The 22,452-nt window shown below is 54.0% G+C and carries 18 protein-coding genes, 1 tRNA gene and 6 pseudogenes; 18 read left to right on the forward strand and 7 right to left on the reverse strand.

Annotation, left to right across the window (positions count from 1 at the left end):
- Positions 1-63 precede the first annotated feature (63 nt).
- A tRNA-Val gene (locus tag B4967_RS16810) sits at positions 64-140 on the forward strand.
- A 117-nt stretch (positions 141-257) separates the two neighbouring features.
- Here the strand turns inward: B4967_RS16810 and B4967_RS16815 are convergent.
- The 4 genes from B4967_RS16815 to B4967_RS16830 all read right to left on the reverse strand — a co-directional run bounded on the left by B4967_RS16815 (position 258) and on the right by B4967_RS16830 (position 3,401).
- Entirely contained in the window at positions 258-680 is a 423-nt protein-coding gene (locus B4967_RS16815) for a GAF domain-containing protein (RefSeq protein ID WP_083026454.1), read from the reverse strand.
- Positions 681-815: 135 nt separating this feature from the next.
- On the reverse strand, positions 816-1,610 hold the full coding sequence (locus B4967_RS16820) for a MetQ/NlpA family ABC transporter substrate-binding protein (RefSeq protein WP_083026455.1): 795 nt from the start codon (positions 1,608-1,610) through the stop codon (positions 816-818).
- A gap of 113 nt (positions 1,611-1,723) precedes the next feature.
- Positions 1,724-2,377, reverse strand: coding sequence for a methionine ABC transporter permease (locus B4967_RS16825; RefSeq protein WP_083026457.1), 654 nt, complete (start codon positions 2,375-2,377; stop codon positions 1,724-1,726).
- On the reverse strand, positions 2,358-3,401 hold the full coding sequence (locus B4967_RS16830) for a methionine ABC transporter ATP-binding protein (RefSeq protein WP_083026459.1): 1,044 nt from the start codon (positions 3,399-3,401) through the stop codon (positions 2,358-2,360). Before B4967_RS16830 ends, B4967_RS16825 begins: the two co-directional genes overlap by 20 nt.
- A gap of 461 nt (positions 3,402-3,862) precedes the next feature.
- Between B4967_RS16830 and B4967_RS16835 the strand changes: the two genes are divergently transcribed.
- From B4967_RS16835 to moaE, 10 genes and pseudogenes are all read left to right on the forward strand, one after another.
- The gene (locus tag B4967_RS16835) at positions 3,863-4,489 is read left to right on the forward strand and encodes a riboflavin synthase subunit alpha (RefSeq protein ID WP_083026461.1); all 627 of its coding nucleotides are present in this window, start codon (positions 3,863-3,865) and stop codon (positions 4,487-4,489) included.
- Between the two features lie 198 nt (positions 4,490-4,687).
- Positions 4,688-5,986: an NCS2 family permease gene (locus B4967_RS16840; RefSeq protein ID WP_083026463.1), complete on the forward strand. Its 1,299-nt coding sequence runs from the start codon at positions 4,688-4,690 to the stop codon at positions 5,984-5,986.
- 34 nt (positions 5,987-6,020) lie between these two features.
- Positions 6,021-6,566 (forward strand): adenine phosphoribosyltransferase, encoded by a 546-nt coding sequence (locus tag B4967_RS16845; protein WP_083026465.1) that lies wholly within the window; start codon positions 6,021-6,023, stop codon positions 6,564-6,566.
- A 54-nt stretch (positions 6,567-6,620) separates the two neighbouring features.
- Entirely contained in the window at positions 6,621-7,052 is a 432-nt protein-coding gene (gpt, locus tag B4967_RS16850; RefSeq protein ID WP_243470674.1) for a xanthine phosphoribosyltransferase, read from the forward strand.
- A gap of 1 nt (position 7,053) precedes the next feature.
- The gene (gene ung / locus B4967_RS16855) at positions 7,054-7,737 is read left to right on the forward strand and encodes a uracil-DNA glycosylase (protein WP_083026467.1); all 684 of its coding nucleotides are present in this window, start codon (positions 7,054-7,056) and stop codon (positions 7,735-7,737) included.
- Between the two features lie 97 nt (positions 7,738-7,834).
- Positions 7,835-8,463, forward strand: a pseudogene (gene upp, locus B4967_RS16860) (uracil phosphoribosyltransferase).
- Between the two features lie 88 nt (positions 8,464-8,551).
- Positions 8,552-9,780: pseudogene (locus tag B4967_RS16865) on the forward strand (uracil-xanthine permease family protein).
- A 22-nt stretch (positions 9,781-9,802) separates the two neighbouring features.
- A pseudogene (mobB, locus tag B4967_RS16870) lies at positions 9,803-10,348 on the forward strand (molybdopterin-guanine dinucleotide biosynthesis protein B).
- A gap of 18 nt (positions 10,349-10,366) precedes the next feature.
- Entirely contained in the window at positions 10,367-11,167 is an 801-nt protein-coding gene (gene moaC / locus B4967_RS16875) for a cyclic pyranopterin monophosphate synthase MoaC (protein ID WP_062360390.1), read from the forward strand.
- Positions 11,168-11,170: 3 nt separating this feature from the next.
- Positions 11,171-11,647, forward strand: a complete 477-nt coding sequence (gene moaE / locus B4967_RS16880) for a molybdopterin synthase catalytic subunit MoaE (protein ID WP_083026469.1) — start codon at positions 11,171-11,173, stop codon at positions 11,645-11,647.
- A 9-nt stretch (positions 11,648-11,656) separates the two neighbouring features.
- Here the strand turns inward: moaE and B4967_RS16885 are convergent.
- Positions 11,657-13,259, reverse strand: a pseudogene (locus B4967_RS16885) (ribonuclease J).
- Between the two features lie 274 nt (positions 13,260-13,533).
- Here B4967_RS16885 and purU point away from each other — a divergent pair.
- Both purU and B4967_RS16895 read left to right on the forward strand, forming a co-directional pair.
- A pseudogene (gene purU, locus B4967_RS16890) lies at positions 13,534-14,388 on the forward strand (formyltetrahydrofolate deformylase).
- 18 nt (positions 14,389-14,406) lie between these two features.
- Positions 14,407-15,078: an energy-coupling factor ABC transporter permease gene (locus B4967_RS16895; RefSeq protein WP_083026471.1), complete on the forward strand. Its 672-nt coding sequence runs from the start codon at positions 14,407-14,409 to the stop codon at positions 15,076-15,078.
- A 21-nt stretch (positions 15,079-15,099) separates the two neighbouring features.
- Here B4967_RS16895 and lexA read toward each other — a convergent pair.
- A pseudogene (lexA, locus tag B4967_RS16900) lies at positions 15,100-15,776 on the reverse strand (transcriptional repressor LexA).
- A gap of 229 nt (positions 15,777-16,005) precedes the next feature.
- Between lexA and B4967_RS16905 the strand changes: the two are divergent.
- The 4 genes from B4967_RS16905 (at position 16,006) to B4967_RS16920 (ending at position 18,896) form a co-directional block, all read left to right on the forward strand.
- Complete coding sequence (locus tag B4967_RS16905) at positions 16,006-16,683, forward strand: TetR/AcrR family transcriptional regulator (protein WP_083026473.1); 678 nt, start codon at positions 16,006-16,008, stop codon at positions 16,681-16,683.
- Positions 16,661-17,176: a L,D-transpeptidase gene (locus B4967_RS16910; protein ID WP_083026475.1), complete on the forward strand. Its 516-nt coding sequence runs from the start codon at positions 16,661-16,663 to the stop codon at positions 17,174-17,176. Before B4967_RS16905 ends, B4967_RS16910 begins: the two co-directional genes overlap by 23 nt.
- Positions 17,177-17,258: 82 nt before the next feature.
- A complete protein-coding gene (nagZ, locus tag B4967_RS16915; RefSeq protein WP_083026477.1) occupies positions 17,259-18,269 on the forward strand; it encodes a beta-N-acetylhexosaminidase in 1,011 nt (336 codons plus the stop codon).
- Between the two features lie 48 nt (positions 18,270-18,317).
- Positions 18,318-18,896: a hypoxanthine-guanine phosphoribosyltransferase gene (locus B4967_RS16920; RefSeq protein WP_083026478.1), complete on the forward strand. Its 579-nt coding sequence runs from the start codon at positions 18,318-18,320 to the stop codon at positions 18,894-18,896.
- Positions 18,897-18,908: 12 nt separating this feature from the next.
- On the opposite strand, the gene ppsR is transcribed toward B4967_RS16920, so the two are convergent.
- Positions 18,909-19,742 (reverse strand): posphoenolpyruvate synthetase regulatory kinase/phosphorylase PpsR, encoded by an 834-nt coding sequence (gene ppsR / locus B4967_RS16925; protein ID WP_044628288.1) that lies wholly within the window; start codon positions 19,740-19,742, stop codon positions 18,909-18,911.
- 236 nt (positions 19,743-19,978) lie between these two features.
- Here ppsR and ppsA point away from each other — a divergent pair, with 236 nt between their 5' ends.
- On the forward strand, positions 19,979-22,363 hold the full coding sequence (gene ppsA, locus B4967_RS16930; RefSeq protein WP_083026480.1) for a phosphoenolpyruvate synthase: 2,385 nt from the start codon (positions 19,979-19,981) through the stop codon (positions 22,361-22,363).
- The last annotated feature ends 89 nt before the right edge of the window (positions 22,364-22,452 follow it).

Here is a 22,452-nt window from a genome sequence, read left to right on the forward strand (position 1 = left end):
TTGCACAGCAGGACCATAGCTCAGTTGGTTAGAGCGCCAGTTTTATGAGTGCAAATATTTTCTAGGACCATAGCTCAGTTGGTTAGAGCGCCACGTTGACATCGTGGAGGTCGGCGGTTCAAATCCGCCTGGTCCTACCATATTTCAAAAGCCTCGCTCAATGAGCGGGGCTTTTTTGTGCGTGCGCGCCTGGCTTGCCCGGCCTTGAATCAAAGAAAGTGGGGCAGGTCTGTCTGGCGCATGAATGTGGCGACCAGTTACTCGATGCCAACTTGGTCTTCTTGACTAAAGCGCGCATGTTGCGGGCTGTCGATATCCAGAACACCCCAGACAAAGCCATCTGTCACGATAGGTACCACCAGTTCAGAGTTCGAGTTTGCATCACAGGCGATATGATCAGCAACGGCGTGCACATCGTCGACTCTTTGGGTGGCTTGCTCGCGTGCTGCTGCGCCACATACCCCTTTGCTAAACGGGATGGGGTGGCAGGCAGGCTTGCCCTGGAAAGGGCCCAGGCAGAGCACCTGCGCTTCGCGCTGAAGATAAAAACCGACCCAGTTCAGCTCGCTGAGCTCCTGCTGAATAAACGCGCAGGTTTGGGCGCTGTTGGTCAGCCAGTCGCGGGTATCCAGCAAAGCCTCTAACTGGCGGTTTAACAGCGTGTAATCGGTTGTCGACATACCGTCTCCTTTGGTGAAAACGCATCAGGCCAGCCTCTCGGCTGGCCTGATAATGCTTCAGATCTACTTAAGATAGTACTTGAAATAGTACTGAAAATAGCACTTAAGATCGTGCTTAAACGAGCGGCCGGAAAATTACTCTTCGGTCCAGCCCGGTACCGCTGCACCTTTGAACAGCTCTTCGGCTTTTTCAATGACTTCGTCACGCTGGTAGGCGTCTACCAGTTGGCGAATCTCTTCACGCTCTTCATCGCCACCACGCACGGCAATCAGGTTCACATAAGGAGACTCTGGGCCTTCTTTGATCAGCGCGTCGTCAAGGCTTAAGCCAGCCGGCTGGGCAAAAGTGTTGTTGATGAAAGCCATGTCCACGTCGGGAAGGACGCGGGGAAGCTGGGCGGCTTCGATTTCGCGGAAGCGGAAGTCACGCGGGTTTTCGGCGATATCAATCGGCGTCGCTTCCAGGAAGGTCGGATCGTTTAGGGTGATCAGGCCTTCATTGTGCATCAGAATCAGCGCACGACCTTCGTTAGAAGGGTCGTTGGGCAGCGCGATTTGCGCGCCGTCCGGCAGCTCATCAATGCTGTCGTACTTTTCAGAGTAAGCGCCGATGGGATACACGAAGGTGTAACCGGCAATGGCAAAGTCGTAGCCGCGGTCATTCACCATCGCCTGCATGTAGGGCTCGTGCTGGTAGGCGTTGGCATCCAGGCTGCCATCGGCCAGTGCGGCATTCGGCGTTACGTAGTCAGTGAACTCGATGATTTCGACGTTCAGGTCGTACTCTTCTTTGGCAATGCGAGCGGCGACTTCCATCACTTCGGTTTCAGGACCAGCTACGGTGCCCATTTTAATGGTACGGGTTTCCGCATTGGCAACGTTGATGGCAAGTGCAAGCGCGGTCAGGCTGCCGATAATGACTTTTTGCATGGCGTTACTCCAGTGTCGTTATGCATCGTGGTGCAATGATGAGGGAATAAGAAACGCAAGTCTAATGCGTTTTTGTTATATTTGGCTATGTTGATGAAAGGCGCTGGCTATGACTATTTACGGTCGCTTTTGCGCACTAAATAGTCGCCTAGGCTTTGGAACCCTTGTACCAGCACCACTAGAATCACCACAGTGATTAGCATGCTGGGTGGTTTGAAGCGGTTGTAGCCATAGCGAATGCCAAGGTCGCCAAGGCCGCCGCCGCCTACTGCGCCTGCCATGGCTGAGTAGCTCACCAGAGTGACGAGCGTAATGGTGAGGCCAGTAATAATGCCGCCGCGAGCTTCGGGAATCAGCACCTTGGTAATAATTTGCCAAGGCGTCGCACCCATGGATTGTGCCGATTCAATTAACCCTGGAGAAATCTCGTTGAGCGCGCCTTCAATGAGGCGAGCCACAAACGGAATTGCCGCAATGGTCAGCGGTACGGAGGCGGCGTTGATGCCGATAGACGTACCTACCAGCATGCGGGTGAAGGGGATGATGGCCACCATCAAAATGATGAAGGGAATTGAGCGGCCAATATTGGTAATGATACCCAACACTGGGTTAAGCACCGGCATCGCCAGAATTTGCCGCGGGCGGGTGACATAAAGCATTACGCCCAGCGGCAGGCCAAGCAGTGTAGCGATGACGCCGGACACTGCCACCATATAAAGGGTATCCAGCGTGGCCTGTAAAATAAGATCAAACATTGCGCTGGACATGGCCGAGTACCTCCACCTGTAGTTGATGCGCTTCTAAATAGGACATGGCTTGCTGGGTTTGCTCATGGCTGCCCAGTAATTCGGCAATCATTAGGCCAAGCGTGCGGTCCTGAATGGACTCGACTTTGGCCTGCAAAATGCTGACATCGACGCTGCACTCACGCGCCAAGCGAGAAATGAGCGGCGTGGAGACAGCATCGCCTGAGAAAGTCAGCCGTACCACCGGATGTGTATGTTCGCTGGGGCTCTCTTCCAGGCGTTCCAAAAGCTCTTTGGGAGGACTGAGCTGTAGAAAGTCGATCAAAAAGTCGCGGCCAAGCTGGGTGGCTGGCGCAGTAAAGAAGTCGCCGACTTCCGCGTCTTCTACCAGCTTGCCGTCAGAGATCAGACTTACCCGATGGCAAATCGATTTCACCACTTCCATTTCGTGGGTAATCAGCAGAATGGTAATCCCCAACTGATGGTTGATATCCCTGAGGAGTTCAAGGATTGAACTGGTCGTTTGCGGGTCGAGGGCTGAAGTCGCTTCGTCGCATAGCAGCACGTTGGGCTTGCTGGCCAGGGCGCGGGCAATGGCCACGCGCTGTTTTTGGCCGCCGGAAAGCTGGGCAGGGTACTGCTTCGCTTTATCGGCTAAGCCCACCATCTCCAATAGCGGCAGAACACGATTTTTGATAGCGCTGCGCTTTTCGCCCATCAGCTCCAGGGGAAGGGCGACATTATCAAACACGGTCCGCGTGGTGAGCAGGTTAAAGTGCTGAAAAATCATACCAATACGATGGCGAGCATGGTTGAGCTCACGACGGCGCAGACCGGTCATTTCTTGACCATCCACCAAAACGCTACCGCTAGTGGGGCGTTCTAGCAGATTGACGCAGCGAATGAGCGTCGATTTGCCCGCACCGGACAGACCAATCACGCCGTGTATAGTGCCTTTGGGAATCGTTAAATTAACATTCTGAAGAGCATGGACGGCGCTGTCGCCGCTGCCATAGGTTTTACTAACGTTGCTAAGTTCAATCATAGCGTCTGCCTTAATGGTAGGCCGAAGACGGAGTGCGAGGGAGCAAGCGTAGGGCGGGGAACAAAAAAAGGCCACCCTTGCGGGTGGCCATCAACGCTGGACACACCCTTTTAGCTGCACTTCACCCCGCCAAAGGCCAGGTGGACGCCCGCAATCTGGGTACAAATCGGCGTCATTACATTTGCGGCGAAAGTCTAAAGAGTGGCGAATGGGTTGTCAATTAAATCCGTTCTATTTCATGTTTTTGAGTTCATATACAGGTTTATTTTCTTTTTTATTGGTAATGTTTGGTTTTTGTTGCTGTTTTGGGGTGATTGAACTGCTTGCTAACAGCAAAAAAGCCATGATCAATAGGCGTCTGCTAACCACTCGCTGCACAAGGTTGGGTCATTAGTAGTAAGCTTGCGCGAGTTTTTATGGTCTACGCCATCCTACTAACCTGAGATTGAAAGGAAGGGCCAATGTTTACTGGCATTGTTCAAGGTATCGCAGAGGTCGTTGAGGTGCATGAACTAGAGGAGTTCCGCACCCATGTGGTTGCTCTGCCAGAGAGTATGCGTAGCGGGTTAGAGATTGGTGCATCAGTGGCACATAACGGCGTTTGCCTGACGGTAACGGCGATAGATGGTGAGCGCGTTAGCTTTGACCTGATGCGCGAAACGCTGAGATTGACCAATCTTGGTGCAATTACGCCAGGCCAATGCGTCAATATAGAGCGCGCAGCTCGTTTTGGGGATGAAATTGGCGGGCACTCCATGTCAGGCCACATTATTTGTATGGCGAAGGGAGTGGCTATTGAAGAAGCTCCTAATAACCGTCGGCTCTGGTTTGCGTTGTCTGATAAAGCGGCCAAGTTTGTGTTTGAAAAAGGCTATATTGGCGTCGACGGTATCAGCCTCACCGTTGGCGATGTACGCCCATCTGCCGATGGGGTAGGGGTGGAGTTCAGTGTTAATCTCATCCCTGAAACATTGTCACGCACGATGTTAGGTAGCCGTTTGATGAATGACTGGGTCAATATTGAAATTGACACGCAGACTCAAGTGATTGTTGAGACAGTGGAGCGGGTTCTGGCGAGCCGCCAATAGTGGAAAATCTTGGCTCTTTGTTGACCAATCGGTTAGCTCATGGCCTGAAGTTTGCTAAATAAATTAGGTATGAGGCTTCTCCTCAACTTAGCCAGCCGCACTTGAGGTGCTCGCATCGCGTGGTGCCTTTCGGTAGTATGTGCGGCTTTTCTCGCATCAAGGGACGCATTCAGCGTAAGCGCGAAGGATAAAAACTAAATGAAATCACTGGACAACTACTTCAAGCTCACAGAGCAGAAGACCAATGTAAAAACGGAAGTGATCGCCGGGATTACAACGTTTCTTACCATGGCGTATATCATCTTCGTTAACCCAAGCATTCTCTCGGAAGCGGGAATGGATTACGGCGCTGTGTTCGTAGCCACCTGTTTGGCCGCGGCGATTGGCTGTTTCGTGATGGGCCTATGGGCCAATTATCCGATCGCTCAAGCGCCGGGTATGGGGTTGAATGCCTTCTTTACCTACGGCGTGGTGCTCGGTATGGGCTACACCTGGGAAGCGGCGTTAGGGGCCGTCTTCTTCTCTGGTTTGACCTTTTTCCTGCTGAGTATTTTTAAAATTCGCGAATGGATCATTAATTCTATTCCGCTCTCTTTACGTTTGGGCATCGCGGCGGGTATCGGCCTTTTCCTGGCAATGATTTCACTGAAGAATGCCGGTATTGTCGTGGCAAACCCGGCAACCTTTGTTGCCCTTGGTGACCTATCAGAGCCTGCGCCGCTTTACGCGCTGCTGGGCTTCTTCGTGATTACCGCATTGGCTTACCTGCGTGTTACTGGCGCCGTTATGATCGGCATTATTGGTGTCACTGTGCTGGCCATGGTGCTGGGTCACAATCAGTATGGTGGCATTATGTCGATGCCTCCTTCGATTGCACCGACGTTCATGGCGATGGATCTGGTGGGCGCGCTAGATGTAGCCATGCTCAGCGTTATCTTCGCTTTTTTGTTTGTCGATCTGTTTGATACGTCCGGTACGCTGGTAGGTGTTGCTCACCGTGGCCAACTATTGGATGAAGACGGCAAGCTGCCGCGTATTGGTCGTGCCATGATGGCAGGTAGTACCGCTTCGATGGCTGGCGCCGCGCTGGGTACCTCCACCACGACCAGCTATATCGAATCAACCGCAGGTATTGTATCTGGTGGGCGTACTGGCTTAACGGCCGTAGTGGTGGGCGTACTGTTCTTGATCAGCCTATTTTTCGCGCCGCTGGCAGGTTCTATTCCGGCTTATGCAACGGCGGGTGCGCTACTGTATGTAGCGGTACTGATGGCGGGTAGTCTTGCACATGCGAATTGGGAAGATCCCACCGATGCTGCCCCGGTACTCATTGCTGCTCTGGCCATGCCGCTGACCTTCTCTATTGCCGAAGGCATCGCGCTGGGCTTTATCAGCTATGTAGCGATTAAGACGCTGTCGGGCCGTTTTGAAGATCTGAACCCGGCAGTGGTTGTACTGGCGCTGCTATTTGCGGCGAAATTTTTATCCCTGGGTTAATTACCCGACCTTTGACTAATCAATGAGAGACGCGATGAGCATCTACGGCGATTACATTAAGTCGGTTATTCGCACGGTTCCTGACTGGCCAGAGCAGGGGGCGAACTTTCGTGACATTACCCCACTGCTGCAGAACAGCGCTGCCTTTCGTAAGCTGATTGATAGCTTCGTGCACCGCTACCAGGAAATGAACTTGGATGCCATCGCGGCCATTGACGCCCGTGGCTTTATTATCGGTGCGCCGCTGGCGTATGAGTTGGGCTGCAGCTTTGTGCCGGTGCGCAAAAAAGGCAAGCTTCCGTTTAAAACCGTCAGCGAAACCTACACGCTGGAGTATGGCCATTCAGAAGTAGAGCTGCATGCTGATGCGTTCCAGGAAGGCGACCGGATCCTGTTAATGGACGACTTGATTGCCACTGGTGGCACGATGCTCGCAGCCGCGAATTTGATTCAGCGCTGCGGTGGGCAGGTGGTGGAAACAGCCACTATCATTGATCTACCTGAGCTGGGTGGTTCTCAGAAAATTCGCGATGCGGGCTATAGCGTATTCGCGGTCTGTTCCTTTAACGAAGACGAGTAACTCCCCATGAGCAGCGAACGCTACCATCAACATTTCACCGTCTCTTAGGACCAAATTCACCGCGACGTGCGCCAACTTTGCCATCTTTTAATCGAACGTGATTTTAAGGGCATTGTGGCGATTACTCGCGGCGGCTTGATTCCGGCTGCGCTGATTGCTCGCGAACTGAATATCCGTTTGATTGATACCGTGTGCATCAAAAGTTACGACTATATGGATCAAGGTGGTCTGGATATTATGAAAGGGGTGGATCACGACGGTGACGGCTGGCTGCTGGTTGATGACCTCGTCGATACGGGAAAAACTGCACGCGCCGTACGCGAAATGCTCCCAAAAGCGCACTTTGTCACGATTTACGCTAAGCCAGAGGGTCGCCCTTTGGTGGATCAATACCTGACCGAAGTGGCTCAGCAGTGCTGGATTCAGTTCCCTTGGGATATGGGCATTGCCTACGTAGAGCCTCTCGCTGACCAAATGAAGAAGTAATATGGCTAACCCGCTACCTGAAGACTGGAGCCAGTGGCTGGGGCAGGATTTTCAGGCTGACTATATGTCCGCCCTGAAAGCATTTTTGGCCGCAGAGAAAGCGGCTAAGAAAGTGATCTACCCTCACTCCTCAAACTGGTTTCGCGCCTTTGAATTAACGCCGCTCTCCTCGGTGAAAGTGGTAATTCTAGGGCAGGATCCTTACCACGGGCCTAATCAGGCCCATGGGCTCTGTTTTTCGGTACAGCCGGGCGTGCAAGTGCCGCCGTCGCTGGTCAATATCTACAAAGAGTTGGCAAGCGATGTCGGTTTTACCCCAGTGCGTCATGGCTTTTTAGAGTCGTGGGCGAAGCAGGGGGTGCTGCTGCTGAATACAGCGCTTACCGTTGAACAGGGCAACGCCGCGTCGCATCGGGGAAAAGGTTGGGAGCATTTTACCGACCGGGCTATTGAAACCGTTAGCCAACACGCCGGACCCTGCGTCTTTCTGCTGTGGGGCAGTCATGCTCGCCAGAAAAAAGCGCTCATCGATACCTCTCGCCATTTGGTGCTTGAGTCACCACACCCGTCGCCCCTGTCGGCGCACCGTGGTTTCTTTGGTAATCACCACTTTTCGCGGGCGAATCAATTCTTGCAGGAGCAAGGGCGGACGCCAATTGAGTGGCAATTGCCCGAAACCCCTTAACCTGATGGTCAGTTGCGGGTAGAATGGCGCGCAATTTTGTAAGCATGTCGATGCGACCTAGGTCGCCATCCTGAATCCCCTGCAGTGAGGAAGTCCCATGAGTGTCTACGCCATTAACCATCCGCTTGTTCAACATAAGCTGGGATTGATGCGCGAAGCTGATTTGAGCACTAAGAGCTTTCGTGAACTGGCAGGTGAAGTGGCTAAGCTTTTGACCTATGAAGCAACCAAAGGTCTGGAGCTGGAAGACCATGAGATTCAAGGTTGGAACGGCGAGCCCATTGCGACCCGTCGTTTGAAAGGTAAGAAAGTCACTATCGTGCCGATCCTGCGTGCCGGGCTAGGCATGTTGGAGGGCGTAACGGATTTAATCCCTAGCGCACGGGTAAGCGTTGTTGGTCTTTACCGGGATGAAGAGACGCTTCAACCGGTACCTTACTTCGCTAAATTCGCAACGACATCGAAGAGCGCATGGCGATTGTGATTGATCCGATGCTGGCGACTGGTGGTTCGATGGTGGCCACGTTGGATATGCTGCGTGAGCGTGGCTGTGAACATATGAAAGTGATTGTCTTAGTTGCTGCCCCTGAAGGGATTAAACGGGTGCAAGATGCTTATCCTGATGTAGAGATTTACACGGCGTCGGTAGATGACCGACTCGATGAGAATGGCTACATCGTCCCCGGCTTGGGAGATGCCGGCGATAAGATTTTCGGAACGCGTTAAGCGCTCCGCCTCAAAAGGCCCCTTACGCTTCGCGTTGGGGGCATTTTTTTGCCTCCGTTACTAATAACCGACCCCCAGGAGTGGTGTGATGACAAACAGTGCTGGTCAAGAGTCGTGGCCTAAAATGCTGCTTACCGGCGCGCAAATGCTGTTCGTGGCCTTTGGTGCGCTTGTGTTGGTTCCGCTATTAACCGGGCTAGACCCCAGCGTGGCGCTCTTTACCGCCGGGATTGGCACGTTGGTGTTTCATAGCGTGACCAAACAAACGGTGCCGGTGTTTCTAGCTTCTTCCTTTGCATTTATTGCTCCTATTCAAGGCTCAATCGCCAGTTTTGGCGTTTCTGCCACGCTGGGTGGCCTGATGGCCGCGGGCCTTGTCTATGTTGCCATTTCCCAGGCGGTGCGCTTGAAGGGCACCGCCTGGTTGCATCGTTTGCTGCCTGCTGTCGTGGTGGGCCCAGTGATTATGGTGATCGGTTTAGCGCTAGCGCCAGTCGCGGTCAGTATGCAACCGGTGAAACCAGCGATAATATTAGCTATGGGCAAGCTATTTTTCTCTCCATGGCCAGTCTGTTAGTAACCTTATTGCTCGCGGTGTTTGGCCGTGGGCTGCTGCGTTTAGTGCCGATTATAGGCGGCATTGCAACGGGGTATGCGTTGGCCCTGATTATGGGGGTGGTTGATTTTACTCCGGTGCGTGAAGCGGCTTGGCTCTCTATCCCCAACTTTACCGCGCCGAGTTTTCACTGGGCGGCCATCCTGTTTATGATTCCAGTGGCCATCGCTCCCGCCGTTGAGCATATTGGCGATATGGTGGCGATTGGCTCGGTGACACGTAAAAATTATCTTGAAAAACCTGGCTTGCACCGCACGTTACTGGGCGATGGCTTGGCAACGACGGCAGCAGCCCTGTTCGGTGGGCCGCCTAACACGACCTATTCAGAAGTTACCGGTGCTGTGACGCTAACCAAGGCATTCAATCCAAAATATATGATTGTGGCTGCCGTTATTGCCATCATCCTTGCCTTTGTTGGCAAATTGGGGGCGCTGCTGCAGACAATTCCTGGGCCGGTCATGGGTGGGATTATGACGCTGCTATTCGGCTCTATTGCCGTAGTGGGGATGAATACCCTGGTGCGCGCAGGTCAGTCGCTTACTGCGGCACGTAACCTAGTGGTGGTGTCACTTATTTTGGTGTTTGGTATCGGTGGTATGCAGTTTGGTGGCGGGCAATTCACTTTGCAGGGCGTTAGCTTAGCCGCTTTGGTAGGCATTGCGTTAAACTGGTTATTGCCCGCAGAAAAAGAGGATGAGTAACCCGTGGCGCGAATGGTGACTTATGAGTGATGCCCTACGATGCTCGTTTCCCGTATTAGGGGTGGCAGCCTGGAGCGGGACCGGTAAAACCACGCTGCTAGAGCAGCTGTTACCGCGGCTGCGCGAAATGGGGCTCTCGGTGGCGGTAATAAAGCATGCCCACCACCAGTTTGATGTGGACCAGCCGGGTAAAGACAGCTACAAGCTGCGTAGTGCCGGGGCCACCCCTATGCTGATTGCATCGCGCCAACGTTTTGCACTGATGCAGGAAACGCCAGGGCAGGAAGAGCCTGATTTAGCCTATGCTTACCCTAATGGCGCCGCATCACCCTGATTTAGTGATCGTTGAAGCTTCAAGGCATGGCCTATTCCCAAGCTGGTGCTTTACCGGGAAGGGATTGGCGATCCGGCTATTTTAAGCGATGAGTGGGCGCAGGCGGCTGCGCTTACTGCTGAGCCGCCGGTGGCTCTTAGGCCATCGGTGGCTCGCTTGGATTTAAATAATTGTGAAGAAATTGCTCGCTGGGTAAGTGAGTGGGCCGACCAACAACGCCGCACTCTGGCTTGATGATGAAAAGGTGACACCATGCAGTTAACCCACCTGAACGCGCACGGCGAAGCGAATATGGTTGATGTCGGCGATAAGCGCGAGACCCGTCGTGAGGCTGTTGCCTCTGGGCGAATCGTGATGCAGCCCAATACTCTGCAGCTATTAAGCGATGGGGCGCTGCCCAAAGGGGATGTACTCGCAACAGCGCGTATTGCGGGTATTCAAGCAGCGAAGCGAACTCATGAACTGATTCCGCTCTGCCACTCGCTGGCGCTCTCCAAAGTAGCGGTGGATTTCGATATTGACCATGCAAATGGCTGGGTGAATGTATCGGCCATGTGTCGCTTGAATGGGCGCACGGGCGTCGAGATGGAAGCGTTGACGGCCGTTTCGGTTGCTTGCCTGACGCTTTACGATATGTGTAAAGCCGTTGATAAAGAGATGCGCATTGAAGCTGTGCAGCTCGACAGCAAGCGAGGCGGATTGCGTGGTGACTATCAGCGGGAGCGTGAGATGGTCACGCCCATTGTCACCGGTGAAGGCGCAGTGGGAGAGGTAAGCTTAGGTGAGCGCTGTGCCTCGCCCTGTGTGCGCGTCAAGTTTTTGGCAGAGCTGCGTGAGCGGGTCGGTGAGAGCGATCTGGCCATTGGGCTTGATAAGCTGCCAAGCCGCGATGTGGCCGGGCTAAAAGCTGCGCTTAGCGCCCAGGATGCACGCTTTTCTGTGCTGGCTGATCAGCGCACTCTATGTGCCATTAACCAAGTGATGGCAAATGATAGCGCTCGTATCACTGATGATGACGAAGTGGCCTTTTTTCCACCGGTAACGGGAGGCTAAGCCGTGTCTGTTAGCGAGCCGACATTGCCAGATATCGCGGTAGAAGTGCAGTCCGCTCCGTTTTCAATGGCGTACGGCTATGAGAGCGCGCTGCGCCAGCGCACCGACATTGGTGCGATTGTGACGTTCACCGGGTTAGTGCGAGATTTTAACGAGGCGCCCGACGTAACGGGGTTAACCCTTGAGCACTATCCAGGAATGACCGAGCGCACCTTAACGCAAATTGCTGAGCAAGCCTGGCAGCGCTGGGCGCTGCAGGCGGTGCGCGTTATTCATCGGGTGGGCGACTTATCCCCGGGCGACCCTATCGTTAGAGTGCTGGTGGCAAGCGCTCACCGCCGCGATGCGTTTGCGGCCTGCGATTTCATTATGGATTATTTAAAAACCCAGGCGCCGTTTTGGAAGAAAGAGCACTCCAAGCAGGGGGCGTACTGGGTTAAAGAGCGCCACACCGATCAGCAGGATGCTGAACGCTGGTAACACCTGTGTTTAAGGCTCGTCGTTTAACTCTTCGATGGTCGGCATTTCAGCGGCCATGATCTGCAGGTGCACGTCTGGCATATGTTGTAAGTGGTTAGCCAGCCAGTGCACCAGCCTTGGCTGCAGCGCATGGCGCAAATCAGCCAAGGTGTCTGCCTCAATCTCTTCTAGCTGCTCATCCAGCCACTCGCTGAAGCTATCTTCATCCATAGGGCTTGCGCCGTTGGCGTCAAGCATCAGACGCCCAATACGACACCATCCCGTTTCTGTTGCGGCTTCCGGTAGCGCTAGAAACAGACTGCCACGACGGGCAGTAGGATGGCTGCTCTCAAGGCCAGGGTGAGGCACGACGCTATTTTGGTTAACAATGCAAGGCGGCTGTGGATAGCGCGTTTCGCAGCGCAGCCCTTGGTGGTCAAGCACGATCATATCGCCATTCACCGGTGCTAGCGGCGCTCTGATACCTAGCTCCTCAGCAAGCGCTTGGTGCGCCTCCTGATGGCGCGCTTCACCATGTACCGGCAGTAGCATTTTGGGCCTAACCCACTGGTAGAGCTTTTTCAGTTCTTCCTGAGCGGGGTGGCCGGTTGCATGAAGCTCGGGGTGGTTCATTTCGTCGAACAGCGTGACATCGAGTTGCAATAAACGTTTTTTAAGCTGCTCGATAGGGCGCTCATTGCCTGGAATTGTTTTGGCGGAAAAAATCACGCTATCGCCGGGTTCCAAGTCCACAAAGGGGTGTCGACGCTGCGCCAAACGCTGCAAGGCAGCGCGAGGCTCGCCTTGGCTACCGGTGGCAATAATCACGACCTCCTCCGGTGGCAGATAGCCCAAATCATGGGGTGGCACCAGGGGGGGGAAGTCATCCAGATAACCAAGGCCTCTAGCGACACTGACCATGCGCTCCATTGAGCGGCCCATCAAGCTAACGCGACGGCCACACGCTTGGGCCGCTAAGCCAATGGCCAGTACGCGCGCTAGGTTGCTAGCAAAACAGGACACTACCACGCGGCCTTTACACGCTTTCAATGTGGTGGAAAGCGCCTTGGCAACATCCCCCTCGCTGCCCGACTGCCCTGGCATTGGCGCATTGGTCGAGTCACCTACCAGAAGATCCACCGGCGCCAGTGCTCTAAACTGGGCAGCGTTCACGGGGGTGCCAATCAGTGGGTTGGGGTCGAGTTTCCAGTCGCCGGTGTGCAGTATGCGGTAATCACCCGCCTGCATCATGATGGAGCAGCTTTCGGGGATGGAGTGGGTAACACTCAAGTAGCGCAGTGTAAATGGCCCGCTCTCCACCGCATCGCCTGGTTCAATCACTTCAATGGAGGCGCTGCTGAGCTGGTGTTCGGCGAATTTGTAACGCAATAGCCCTGCTGCGAGAGGAGTGGCAAAGATAGGGCAACCCCATTTGGGCCATAGCCACGCCACCGCCCCAATATGATCTTCATGACCATGGGTGATAAACAGCGCCTTAGGTGTGATCTTCAGCGCCCTCTAGGGTGTCGGTATTAGGTACTTGTAGCGGCGAGTTGGGCAGGTCTTGGCGAATCATCATGCCGCAATCTACGGCGATCCACTGGTCGTCGTATCCATACAGCGTAAGATTCATTCCAATTTCACCACATCCACCTAGCGGGAGTAGGCGCAGGGGCGGGCGACGACGGGGACGAAGTTGAACGCGGGATGGATGCATCAGTTATGAAAAGCCTAGAAAGTAATTCCTTAACTATACGGGAAGCGGGGGGCGGGTAACAATCATCGCGGCACCTGACCACGGTGCTTCCTCATCGTGCTTACGGTACACTACCGCCGCTAATGTGGTTTACCTGCTGGTAGGCAGGTGCTTGGCGAGCGTGCCGTTAAATACGTTAAGAGTGTTTGTTATGTCTCATTACTATCGTTTAGTTGTTTCCTGCCCAGATCAAGTGGGCATCGTGGCGCGTGTCTCAAGTTTTATTGCTCAACAAGGTGGCTCAATTACCGAAGCCAGCCAGCACTCTGACTTAGAGACTGGCCGCTTTTTTATGCGTTACGAGATTCTGGCGGATTCGCTGGGCATGTCGGCAGAAGCACTACGCACGTCTTTGAGCCAGTAGCGGCTGAATTTGATATGCAATGGTCGTTGGTGGATACCCAAAAACGCCGCCGAGTGGTGTTGATGGTTTCCAGGGAGTCTCACTGCTTGGTCGATCTACTCTACCGTTGGCAGGCAGGAGAGCTGGATTGCGATATTGTCGGGGTAATCTCTAACCATGACGACATGCGCTCACTGACCGAGTGGTATGGTATTCCTTACCACCACGTACCAGTAGATCCTGCCAATAAGCAGAAAGCCTTTGAGCAGGTGCAGGAGCAGATTGATGCTGCCCGCGCTGACTGCATAGTGCTGGCGCGCTATATGCAAATTCTGCCGCCTTCGCTTTGCGAACGGTATGCAGGGCGCGTGATTAACATTCATCACAGCTTCTTGCCTTCCTTTGCGGGTGCCAAGCCGTATCATCAAGCCTATGAGCGCGGCGTGAAACTGATTGGGGCAACTTGCCACTATGTGACAGAAGAGCCTGGATGCGGGCCCTATAATTGAGCAGGACATTCACCGGGTCAGCCACTGTCACACGCCTACCGATTTGGTACGTTTTGGTCGCGATGTGGAAAAAGCGGTATTGGCGCGGGGGCTGCGTTGGCACCTAGAAGATCGCGTGCTAATTCACGGCAACAAAACGGTCGTTTTTAGCTAATCGGCAGAAGGGGGCGCTATGTCGTTTGCACAAAGCGTATTGGCACCGTGGGCACTCGTGATGACGTGGCTTTTATCGTTGGGTGTCATCGTCTGGTGCTTATGCCTGCGCCCCTGGCGGCCACTGCTTGAGGATACAGCGCTTCAGCACCGCTGGATGGCAGCTACGTTGGCCGTCATGTTGATGTGGCAATTGCGTGCGCAAGCGGTGGACTGGTTAACTCTTCACTTGGTGTTTACGGTGCTGATGACGCTAGTCTTTAAAATGCCGCTGGCGTTGATCAGTAACGTGATGATTAATGTCGCCATGGTGGCTATTGGCAGAAACGATTGGTCGCTAATGGGGGCAAATGTGCTGGTGACAGGTATTGTGCCTGCGATCGTGACCGGTTTTGTATGGCGAATCGTTGACCGTCGGTTGCCTGATAATTTGATGGTGTTTTTATTTGCTTGTGGCTTTTTTGGAACGGCCTTGGCGACCTTAGGGGGAGGGCTATCTGCTGTTGCGCTGATTATCGTAGCGGGCACTGATCCCGAGGCCGTCTATCTCGCCCAAGAGTATGCCCGCTTTTTACCGTTACTGATGCCGTCAGAGGCATTTATAACCGGTATGCTGCTGAGTATTTTGCTGGTGTACCACCCAAGCTGGGTGGCCACCTTTAATGACCACCGCTATATCGACTTGCAGTAGCCTGCCTTACAGGTTGGGCAACTAGCCAAGCGCTTGCCCATTACCACCGCGAATGACACCAACACCCACGCCTTCAATATCAAGCTGCTGAGTGCGTAGGTCGATCTCAATTGGTGCGAAATCTGCGTTCTCGGCAATCAGTGTTACTTGATGCCCCTGGCGTTTAAAACGCTTGACCGTTACTTCGTCTTCTAATCGTGCCACGACAATTTGCCCATCGCGAACGCGGTCAGTGCGATGCACGGCCAGAAGGTCGCCTTCAAGAATGCCTACATCTTTCATGGATAGGCCGCGCACCCGTAGCAGGTAATCTGCTTTAGGCGTGAAGTACTCAGCGGGCAGCGGGCAGTAACGGTCAATATGTTCAGCCGCAAGGATAGGGCTGCCAGCGGCGACCTCACCAATCACAGGAAGCCCATTGGGCAGCGGCTCATTAGTAGCAGGTGCTGCAGCCGCTGGCGTTTCATTAAGCTCCTGCGGCTCCTGGTTAGGTAAGCGGATGCCCCGTGATGTATTGCGAATTATACGAATAGCGCCTTTGCGCTCGAGCGCACGCAAATGCTTTCTGCTGCGTTAGGCGAGCGGAATCCCAGCGCTTTGGCAATTTCGGCGCGGGTAGGGGGGTAGCCAAGCTCACCCATGGTCTTAACAATAAAATCAAATACGTGCTGCTGACGTGCTGTGAGTGGACGCGACATACCAAACTCCAAAACAGTGAAAAGACAGTAGCTACATGTCGGCTTAATCAGTATGTGTTTAAGTATACAGTATGTTGCTCTGTCCAGTACATGACGAGTTACACCCAACCGAGACAGTCGTTAAGTGTCCAGTTAACGCTTACTACCATTTGGATAAGAGATTGAGGCCAGCAGGGGTTATGACATAGTATTCAGTCATGTTTAAAACACCTGTTTTTTGGAGGGCGCTATGGCCCAATCGGATACGGTAACGCGTATTTTAGATACTGCAGAGGTACTGTTTGCAGAGCGAGGCTTTGCCGAGACGTCGCTGCGCAATATCACCAGCAAGGCCCGGGTTAATTTGGCGGGTGTGAACTCCCACTTTGGTTCCAAAAAAGCGCTAATTCAAGCGGTGTTTTCCCGCTATCTCGATCCATTTTCAGAGCGCTTTCACACCGCACTGGACGAGCTAGAAGCTCACTATCAAGGCCAGCCTATTCCTCTAGAAGTGCTGTTAGAGACCATGGCCACTACGGTACTGGCAGTGCCCGCCGAACGTAATAGCCTGAAGGTATTTATGCGGCTACTAGGGTTAGCCTACAGTCAGGCGCAAGGGCATCTGCGTCGCTACATTCAGCAGCAGTATGGCGATGTATTTACCCGTTTTACCGAGCTGGTGCGTAAAGCCACGCCTGAGCTGCCGGATGCCGAGCGCTTTTGGCGGCTACACTTTATGCTAGGTACAGTGATATTTACGCTCTCGGGACTGGATGCCCTGCGTGATATTGCTGCAAAGGATTATCAAGAGCAGGTGACGGTGCGTGATCTTGTGCGGCGGCTACGTCCAGTCGTTGTTGCTGCGATGAACGCGCCGTTACCGGCTGCCGTTGAAGAGGGAAACCATGGAAACGCCCAGGCTAGCTGAATTACCGCCTTCTCAATCTGGTTGGATGGAGATTGACACCCAGCGGCAGCGGTTGCGCTGGTGGCAGGGAAAGGAAGTGAGCTATGAGTGCGCGATCTCCACTGGGGTTGCTGGCGTAGGGCAGCAAGAGGGTAGCGGCCAAACACCGCTGGGCTGGCACTATGTCCGTGCGTCTATCGGCAAGGGCTTGCCTGATAATGCGGTATTTCGTGGTCGCCGATGGACTGGCGAAGTATTTTCGCCTGAATTGGTGACAAATTACCCTGAGCGAGACTGGATTCTAACGCGCATTATGTGGCTCTGCGGTCTTGAGCGCGGCGTTAACCGTGGCGCTGATGTGGACTCCCAGCGGCGCTACATTTATTTGCACGGCACGCCTGAAGAACAACCGATAGGTGTGGCTGCCTCTCACGGCTGCATACGCCTGCGAAATCACGATTTACACTACCTGTTTGCACACGCCCAACCCGGTACGCCGGTTTGGCTGCATTAAGCCCACTTCCGGGCGTCCTGCCAGAATTTTGACACGCTAAGCGGTTAGTCTAAAATGGCGCCCTTTTTGTCGGATCCTCCCCATGACGCAACCCATTGGCCCGGTCATGCTTGACCTAGAAGGGCCGCAGTTATCCAGCGCTGAAAAGACATTGCTAAAAGACCCTGCGGTGGGCGGCGTTATCCTGTTCGCCCGTAATGTCGAAGATGCGTACCAAGAGCGGCAGCTCTGCAGCAGTATTCGTCGTGTGCGTGGTGATCTACTGCTAGGTATTGACCAAGAGGGCGGTCGAGTCCAGCGGATCAAAAAAGGGGCGACCAAGCTGCCCGCCATGGCGCGAATTGGCGATCTGTATGCCAGCGACCCAGTAGCAGGGCTCACCTTAGCCAAAGACACAGGCTGGCTGCTGGGGATGGAAATGGCCGCCTGTGGGTTGGATATGAGTTTTGCGCCGGTGTTGGATGTTGAGAGCGGTATCTCCAGCGTCATTGGCGACCGTAGTTTCAGCAGCGATCCAAAGCATGTCGCCTTGCTAGGACACGCCTTTATCGAAGGCTTGCATGACGCTGGCATGGCGGCAGTTGGTAAGCATTTTCCTGGCCATGGCGGAGTGGCGGCGGATTCCCATATTGCGCTGCCGGTGGATGAGCGACCCCTGGCCGAGCTGAAAGCCCGAGACCTCGTGCCGTTTCGCGAGTTAGCGGGTGTGTTGAACGGCGTCATGCCTGCCCACGTGATTTATTCAGCGTTTGATACTCGCCCTGCAGGGTTCTCACCCAACTGGTTAGGCATGCTGCGTGAATCATTGGGGTTCAAAGGGTGTATTTTTTCCGATGATTTAAGCATGGCGGGGGCGCATGAGGCAGGCGGCCCGGCTGAGCGTGCCAAAGCGGCGCTGGCCGCTGGCTGCGATATGTTGCTGATCTGCAATGACCGAGCGGCAGCCATTGAGGTGCTAGAGGCCTTCCAAGGGGTGCTGAATAAACGGCCTGCCAAGCTGCGTTACGGCCGTGCTAGGCCTGAACTGGATGCACTGGCTGCACTCGGCCGTTGGCGCCGCACGCATGCCAAGCTCGAAGCGCTAGCGAATTAATTCCATTTTTATACCGTTTTCTTATTAGATGTTTTTTGGAGAAGTAGCATGTCCAAGTTGGATAAAGAAACGCTTGAATCATTAGATTCTATGCGTGAGTTGATGGATAACGCCGACTGCCTGATTTCGCAAGAGCAGGTTGAGCGAGCGTTGGATCGCATGGCGGAAGAGATCACGCGAGACTTGGGCGACAAGCTACCGGTGTTTTACTGCGTTATGAATGGGGGGCTCATTACCACGGGGCACCTGCTGACGCGTCTTGGTTTCCCGCTGGAAGTGGACTATTTACATGCGACCCGTTACCGCAACGAGCTGCGCGGCGGTGAGCTTTTCTGGCGCGTATCGCCTGAAGTTCCCATGGCGGGCCGACATGTAGTGATTGTTGAAGGCATCCTCGATGAAGGCGCAACCCTAGCGGCCATTCTGGAATACTGCAAAGAAGCCCAGGCGGCCAGTGTGACTACCGCAGTGTTGGTCGATAAGCAGCACGACCGCAAAGCCGTTCCGGGATTAAAGGCAGATTACTGCAGCCTAGAAGTGGCCGCACGTTACGAGTGTGGTTTTGGTATGGACTACAAAGGCTACTGGCGTAATGCCCCTGGAATTTTTGCTCCCAGGGGCATGTAAGCTAGCGCAATCCTAGCGGGGTGAGAACCGCCTCGCTAGGCCGGTTTCCGCAATCATGCGCGTAGAGATCTCTTCTATTGAAAATCGCGTCGTATCAATAAACGGAATATGCATTGCCCGGTACAGCGATTCTGCCTGCTCTACTTCTTGTAAGCACTGATCCATCGAGCTATAGCGGCTATTGGGGCGGCGTTCATTACGAATGGCTGAGAGTCGGCGTGCATCAATGGTAAGGCCAAACAGCTTGTGCCGATGAGGTGCCAGCGCTTTGGGTAGCTTCAAGCTGCCATCTTCATCCAGGTCATCTTCGGTGAGCGGATAGTTCGCGGCGCGAATGCCGAACTGCAGCGCCAAGTAGAGTGAGGTCGGCGTTTTACCACAGCGGGAAACCCCCACTAGAATAATATCGGCTTTGTCGTATTGGTGGGTGCGTGCTCCATCGTCGTTATCGAGTGCAAAGTGAACCGAGTGGATGCGATCCATATAAACGTCGTCGCTACCGATGGAGTGCGTTCTGCCGACGCTGTAGGAAGAGTGCGTTTCCAGCTCCTGCTCAAGGGGCTCTAGAAACGTCGAAAAAATATCGACCTTAAACCCTGACGCTTGGCGGATAACGTTACGAATCTGTTGATCCACAATCGTATCAATGATGATCGGTCTACAGCCGTCGCGTACGGCGGTCGATTCGATAATCTGTGCCAGTGCCTGTGCTTTTTCAACCGTATCAATATACGGTTTAGTCAGCATATTGATCTCCACATCACTGAACTGCGCTAAGAGACTGCGCCCTAAGCTTTCTGCGGTGATGCCGGTGCCATCCGAAATAAAGAAAGCTGTTCGTTTCATAACCTGATCCGCCAGTCTGCTATGTTCATAGATAAGCTATTGTGTGCTGTGCAAACGACGAGCACAACGCCTAGTCGATACTACATAAAACGCTAATTTCGTGTATTTGTTGTAAAAATCCTCCACTCCCTTCGCTGTTAGACCAATGGCGAATACGGTGCCGCAGTGCTAGGGTGACAACGTCTATTAGTGTCGTCCCAACGGGTCGTAACGAAGTCTAAAAGCGAGGGGGTTGCGTGGAAGAGTACATTCTGTGGTTCGATCAGCTAGGTATGGCAGACGTCGAACGCGTGGGTGGTAAAAACGCTTCGCTTGGCGAAATGATTTCCAATTTATCGGGTGTAGGCGTCACGGTGCCAGGCGGCTTCGCGACCACTGCTCACGCGTACCGCGAGTTTCTCTCTCACGAAGGTCTGAACGACCGCATTAACGACAAGCTTGCTCGTTTAGATGTCGATGATGTCAAAGCACTGGCTGAGGCAGGAAAAACGATTCGCCAGTGGATCATTGATACACCGCTGCCGCCTGGCTTTGAAGCCGCGCTTCGCGATGCCTACGAACAGCTCCAAACGCAACATCCAAGCCTCAAAGTAGCCGTGCGCAGCTCCGCTACGGCGGAAGACCTTCCCGATGCCTCCTTCGCTGGGCAGCAGGAAACCTTCTTGAATATTGAAGGTTTTGCCAATATCAAACATGCGGTGCATGAAGTGTTTGCCTCGCTGTTTAACGATCGCGCCATCTCCTACCGTGTGCATCGTGGCTACGCCCACGAGAATGTTGCGCTGTCAGCGGGCGTTCAAAAGATGGTGCGCTCTGAAACCGGCGCATCAGGCGTTATGTTTACCCTGGATACCGAATCTGGCTACCGTGATGCCGTTTTTGTCACGGCCTCTTGGGGGCTGGGTGAAACCGTGGTGCAAGGCGCGGTTAACCCGGATGAGTTCTACGTTCACAAATCCACGCTGGCCGCTGGCCGCCCGGCCGTTCTGCGCCGCACGTTAGGCTCTAAGCTGATTAAAATGGTGTATGGTCAAGATGCCAGCGCCGGTAAATCTGTTGAAACCGTTGACGTGCCTTTCAAAGACCGTGGCCGCTTCTGCATCAACGATGAGCAGGTGATGGATCTTGCTCGTCAAGCAGTGACCATTGAGCAACACTACCAGCGCCCGATGGATATTGAGTGGGCATTGGATGGCGACGACGGCAAGCTCTATATCGTTCAAGCGAGCCCTGAAACCGTCGTGTCACAGCAGGAGGGCGGTAAGCTTGAGCGCTTCCAACTGCGTGAGAAAGGGCGCACGCTGATTACTGGCCGTGCCATTGGCCAGCGTATCGGCCGCGGGGCAGTTAAGATTGTCCTCAGCCCAGGCGAGATGGACAAAATTCAAGAAGGCGACATCTTGGTCACCGACATGACGGACCCAGATTGGGAGCCCATCATGAAGCGCGCCTCGGCAATCGTGACTAACCGTGGTGGGCGTACCTGCCACGCGGCGATTATTGCACGGGAATTGGGCATTCCTGCGGTGGTTGGCTGTGGCGATGCGACCACGCAGCTACAAGAAGGCATTGACGTTACGGTTTCGTGTGCGGAAGGGGATACCGGCCACGTTTATGAAGGGTTGCTGGCCTTTGACTGCAACGTGTCCAGCGTTGACTCGATGCCAGAAATTCCGTTTAAAATCATGATGAATGTGGGCAACCCTGATCGTGCTTTCGGGTTCGCCAGCTTGCCCCATGCAGGCGTTGGCTTGGCGCGTCTTGAGTTCATCATCAATCGCATGATTGGTGTGCACCCGAAAGCGCTGCTTGAGTACGATACGCTGCCTGCTGATCTACAGCAGGTGATCGATCTCCGTACCGCTGGTTACGCTGACCCGGTGAGCTTTTACGTCGATAAATTAGTTGAAGGGATCTCTACGCTAGCGGCAGCTTTCCATCCACAGCGTGTGATTGTCCGTCTATCGGATTTCAAATCCAACGAATACGAAAACCTGATTGGCGGCAAACTCTATGAGCCGGGCGAAGAGAACCCGATGCTGGGCTTCCGTGGCGCGTCTCGCTATATTTCAGAATCTTTCCGCCCCTGCTTCGAGCTTGAGTGCCGTGCGCTGAAGCGTGTGCGCGAAGAGATGGGCTTTAAAAACGTCGAGATTATGGTGCCGTTTGTGCGCACCACAGACGAAGCTCGGGAAGTGGTCGATTTGCTCGCCGCCAACGGCTTGAAGCGCGGTGGTGACGAAAATCCCGACGGCTTGAAAGTCATTATGATGTGCGAGCTGCCGGCCAATGCGTTGCTGGCGGATGAGTTCCTTGAGTACTTTGACGGTTTCTCGATTGGCTCGAACGACTTGACTCAGCTAACGCTAGGTTTGGATCGAGACTCCGGCATCGTCGCGCACTTGTTTGACGAACGTAACCCCGCGGTGAAAAAGCTGCTGGCCATGGCTATTAAGGCCTGTAAAGAGAAAGGTAAGTACGTGGGGATCTGCGGCCAAGGCCCTTCGGACCACCCGGATCTTGCCAAGTGGTTGATGGAGCAGGGCATTGACTCCGTGTCACTCAACCCCGATGCAGTGCTGGAAACGTGGTTCATGTTGGCGGGGGAAACTATTGCTTAAGCCTCCTTCAGCTTGATTAGCGTGCTTGCTATTTTGCGCCCGGCCATTGTGCCGGGCGCAGTCGTTTTATAGGCTACGCTATTGCTTGA

This window comes from Vreelandella lionensis (assembly GCF_002087295.1).
GTDB classification, from domain to species: Bacteria; Pseudomonadota; Gammaproteobacteria; order Pseudomonadales; family Halomonadaceae; genus Vreelandella; species Vreelandella lionensis.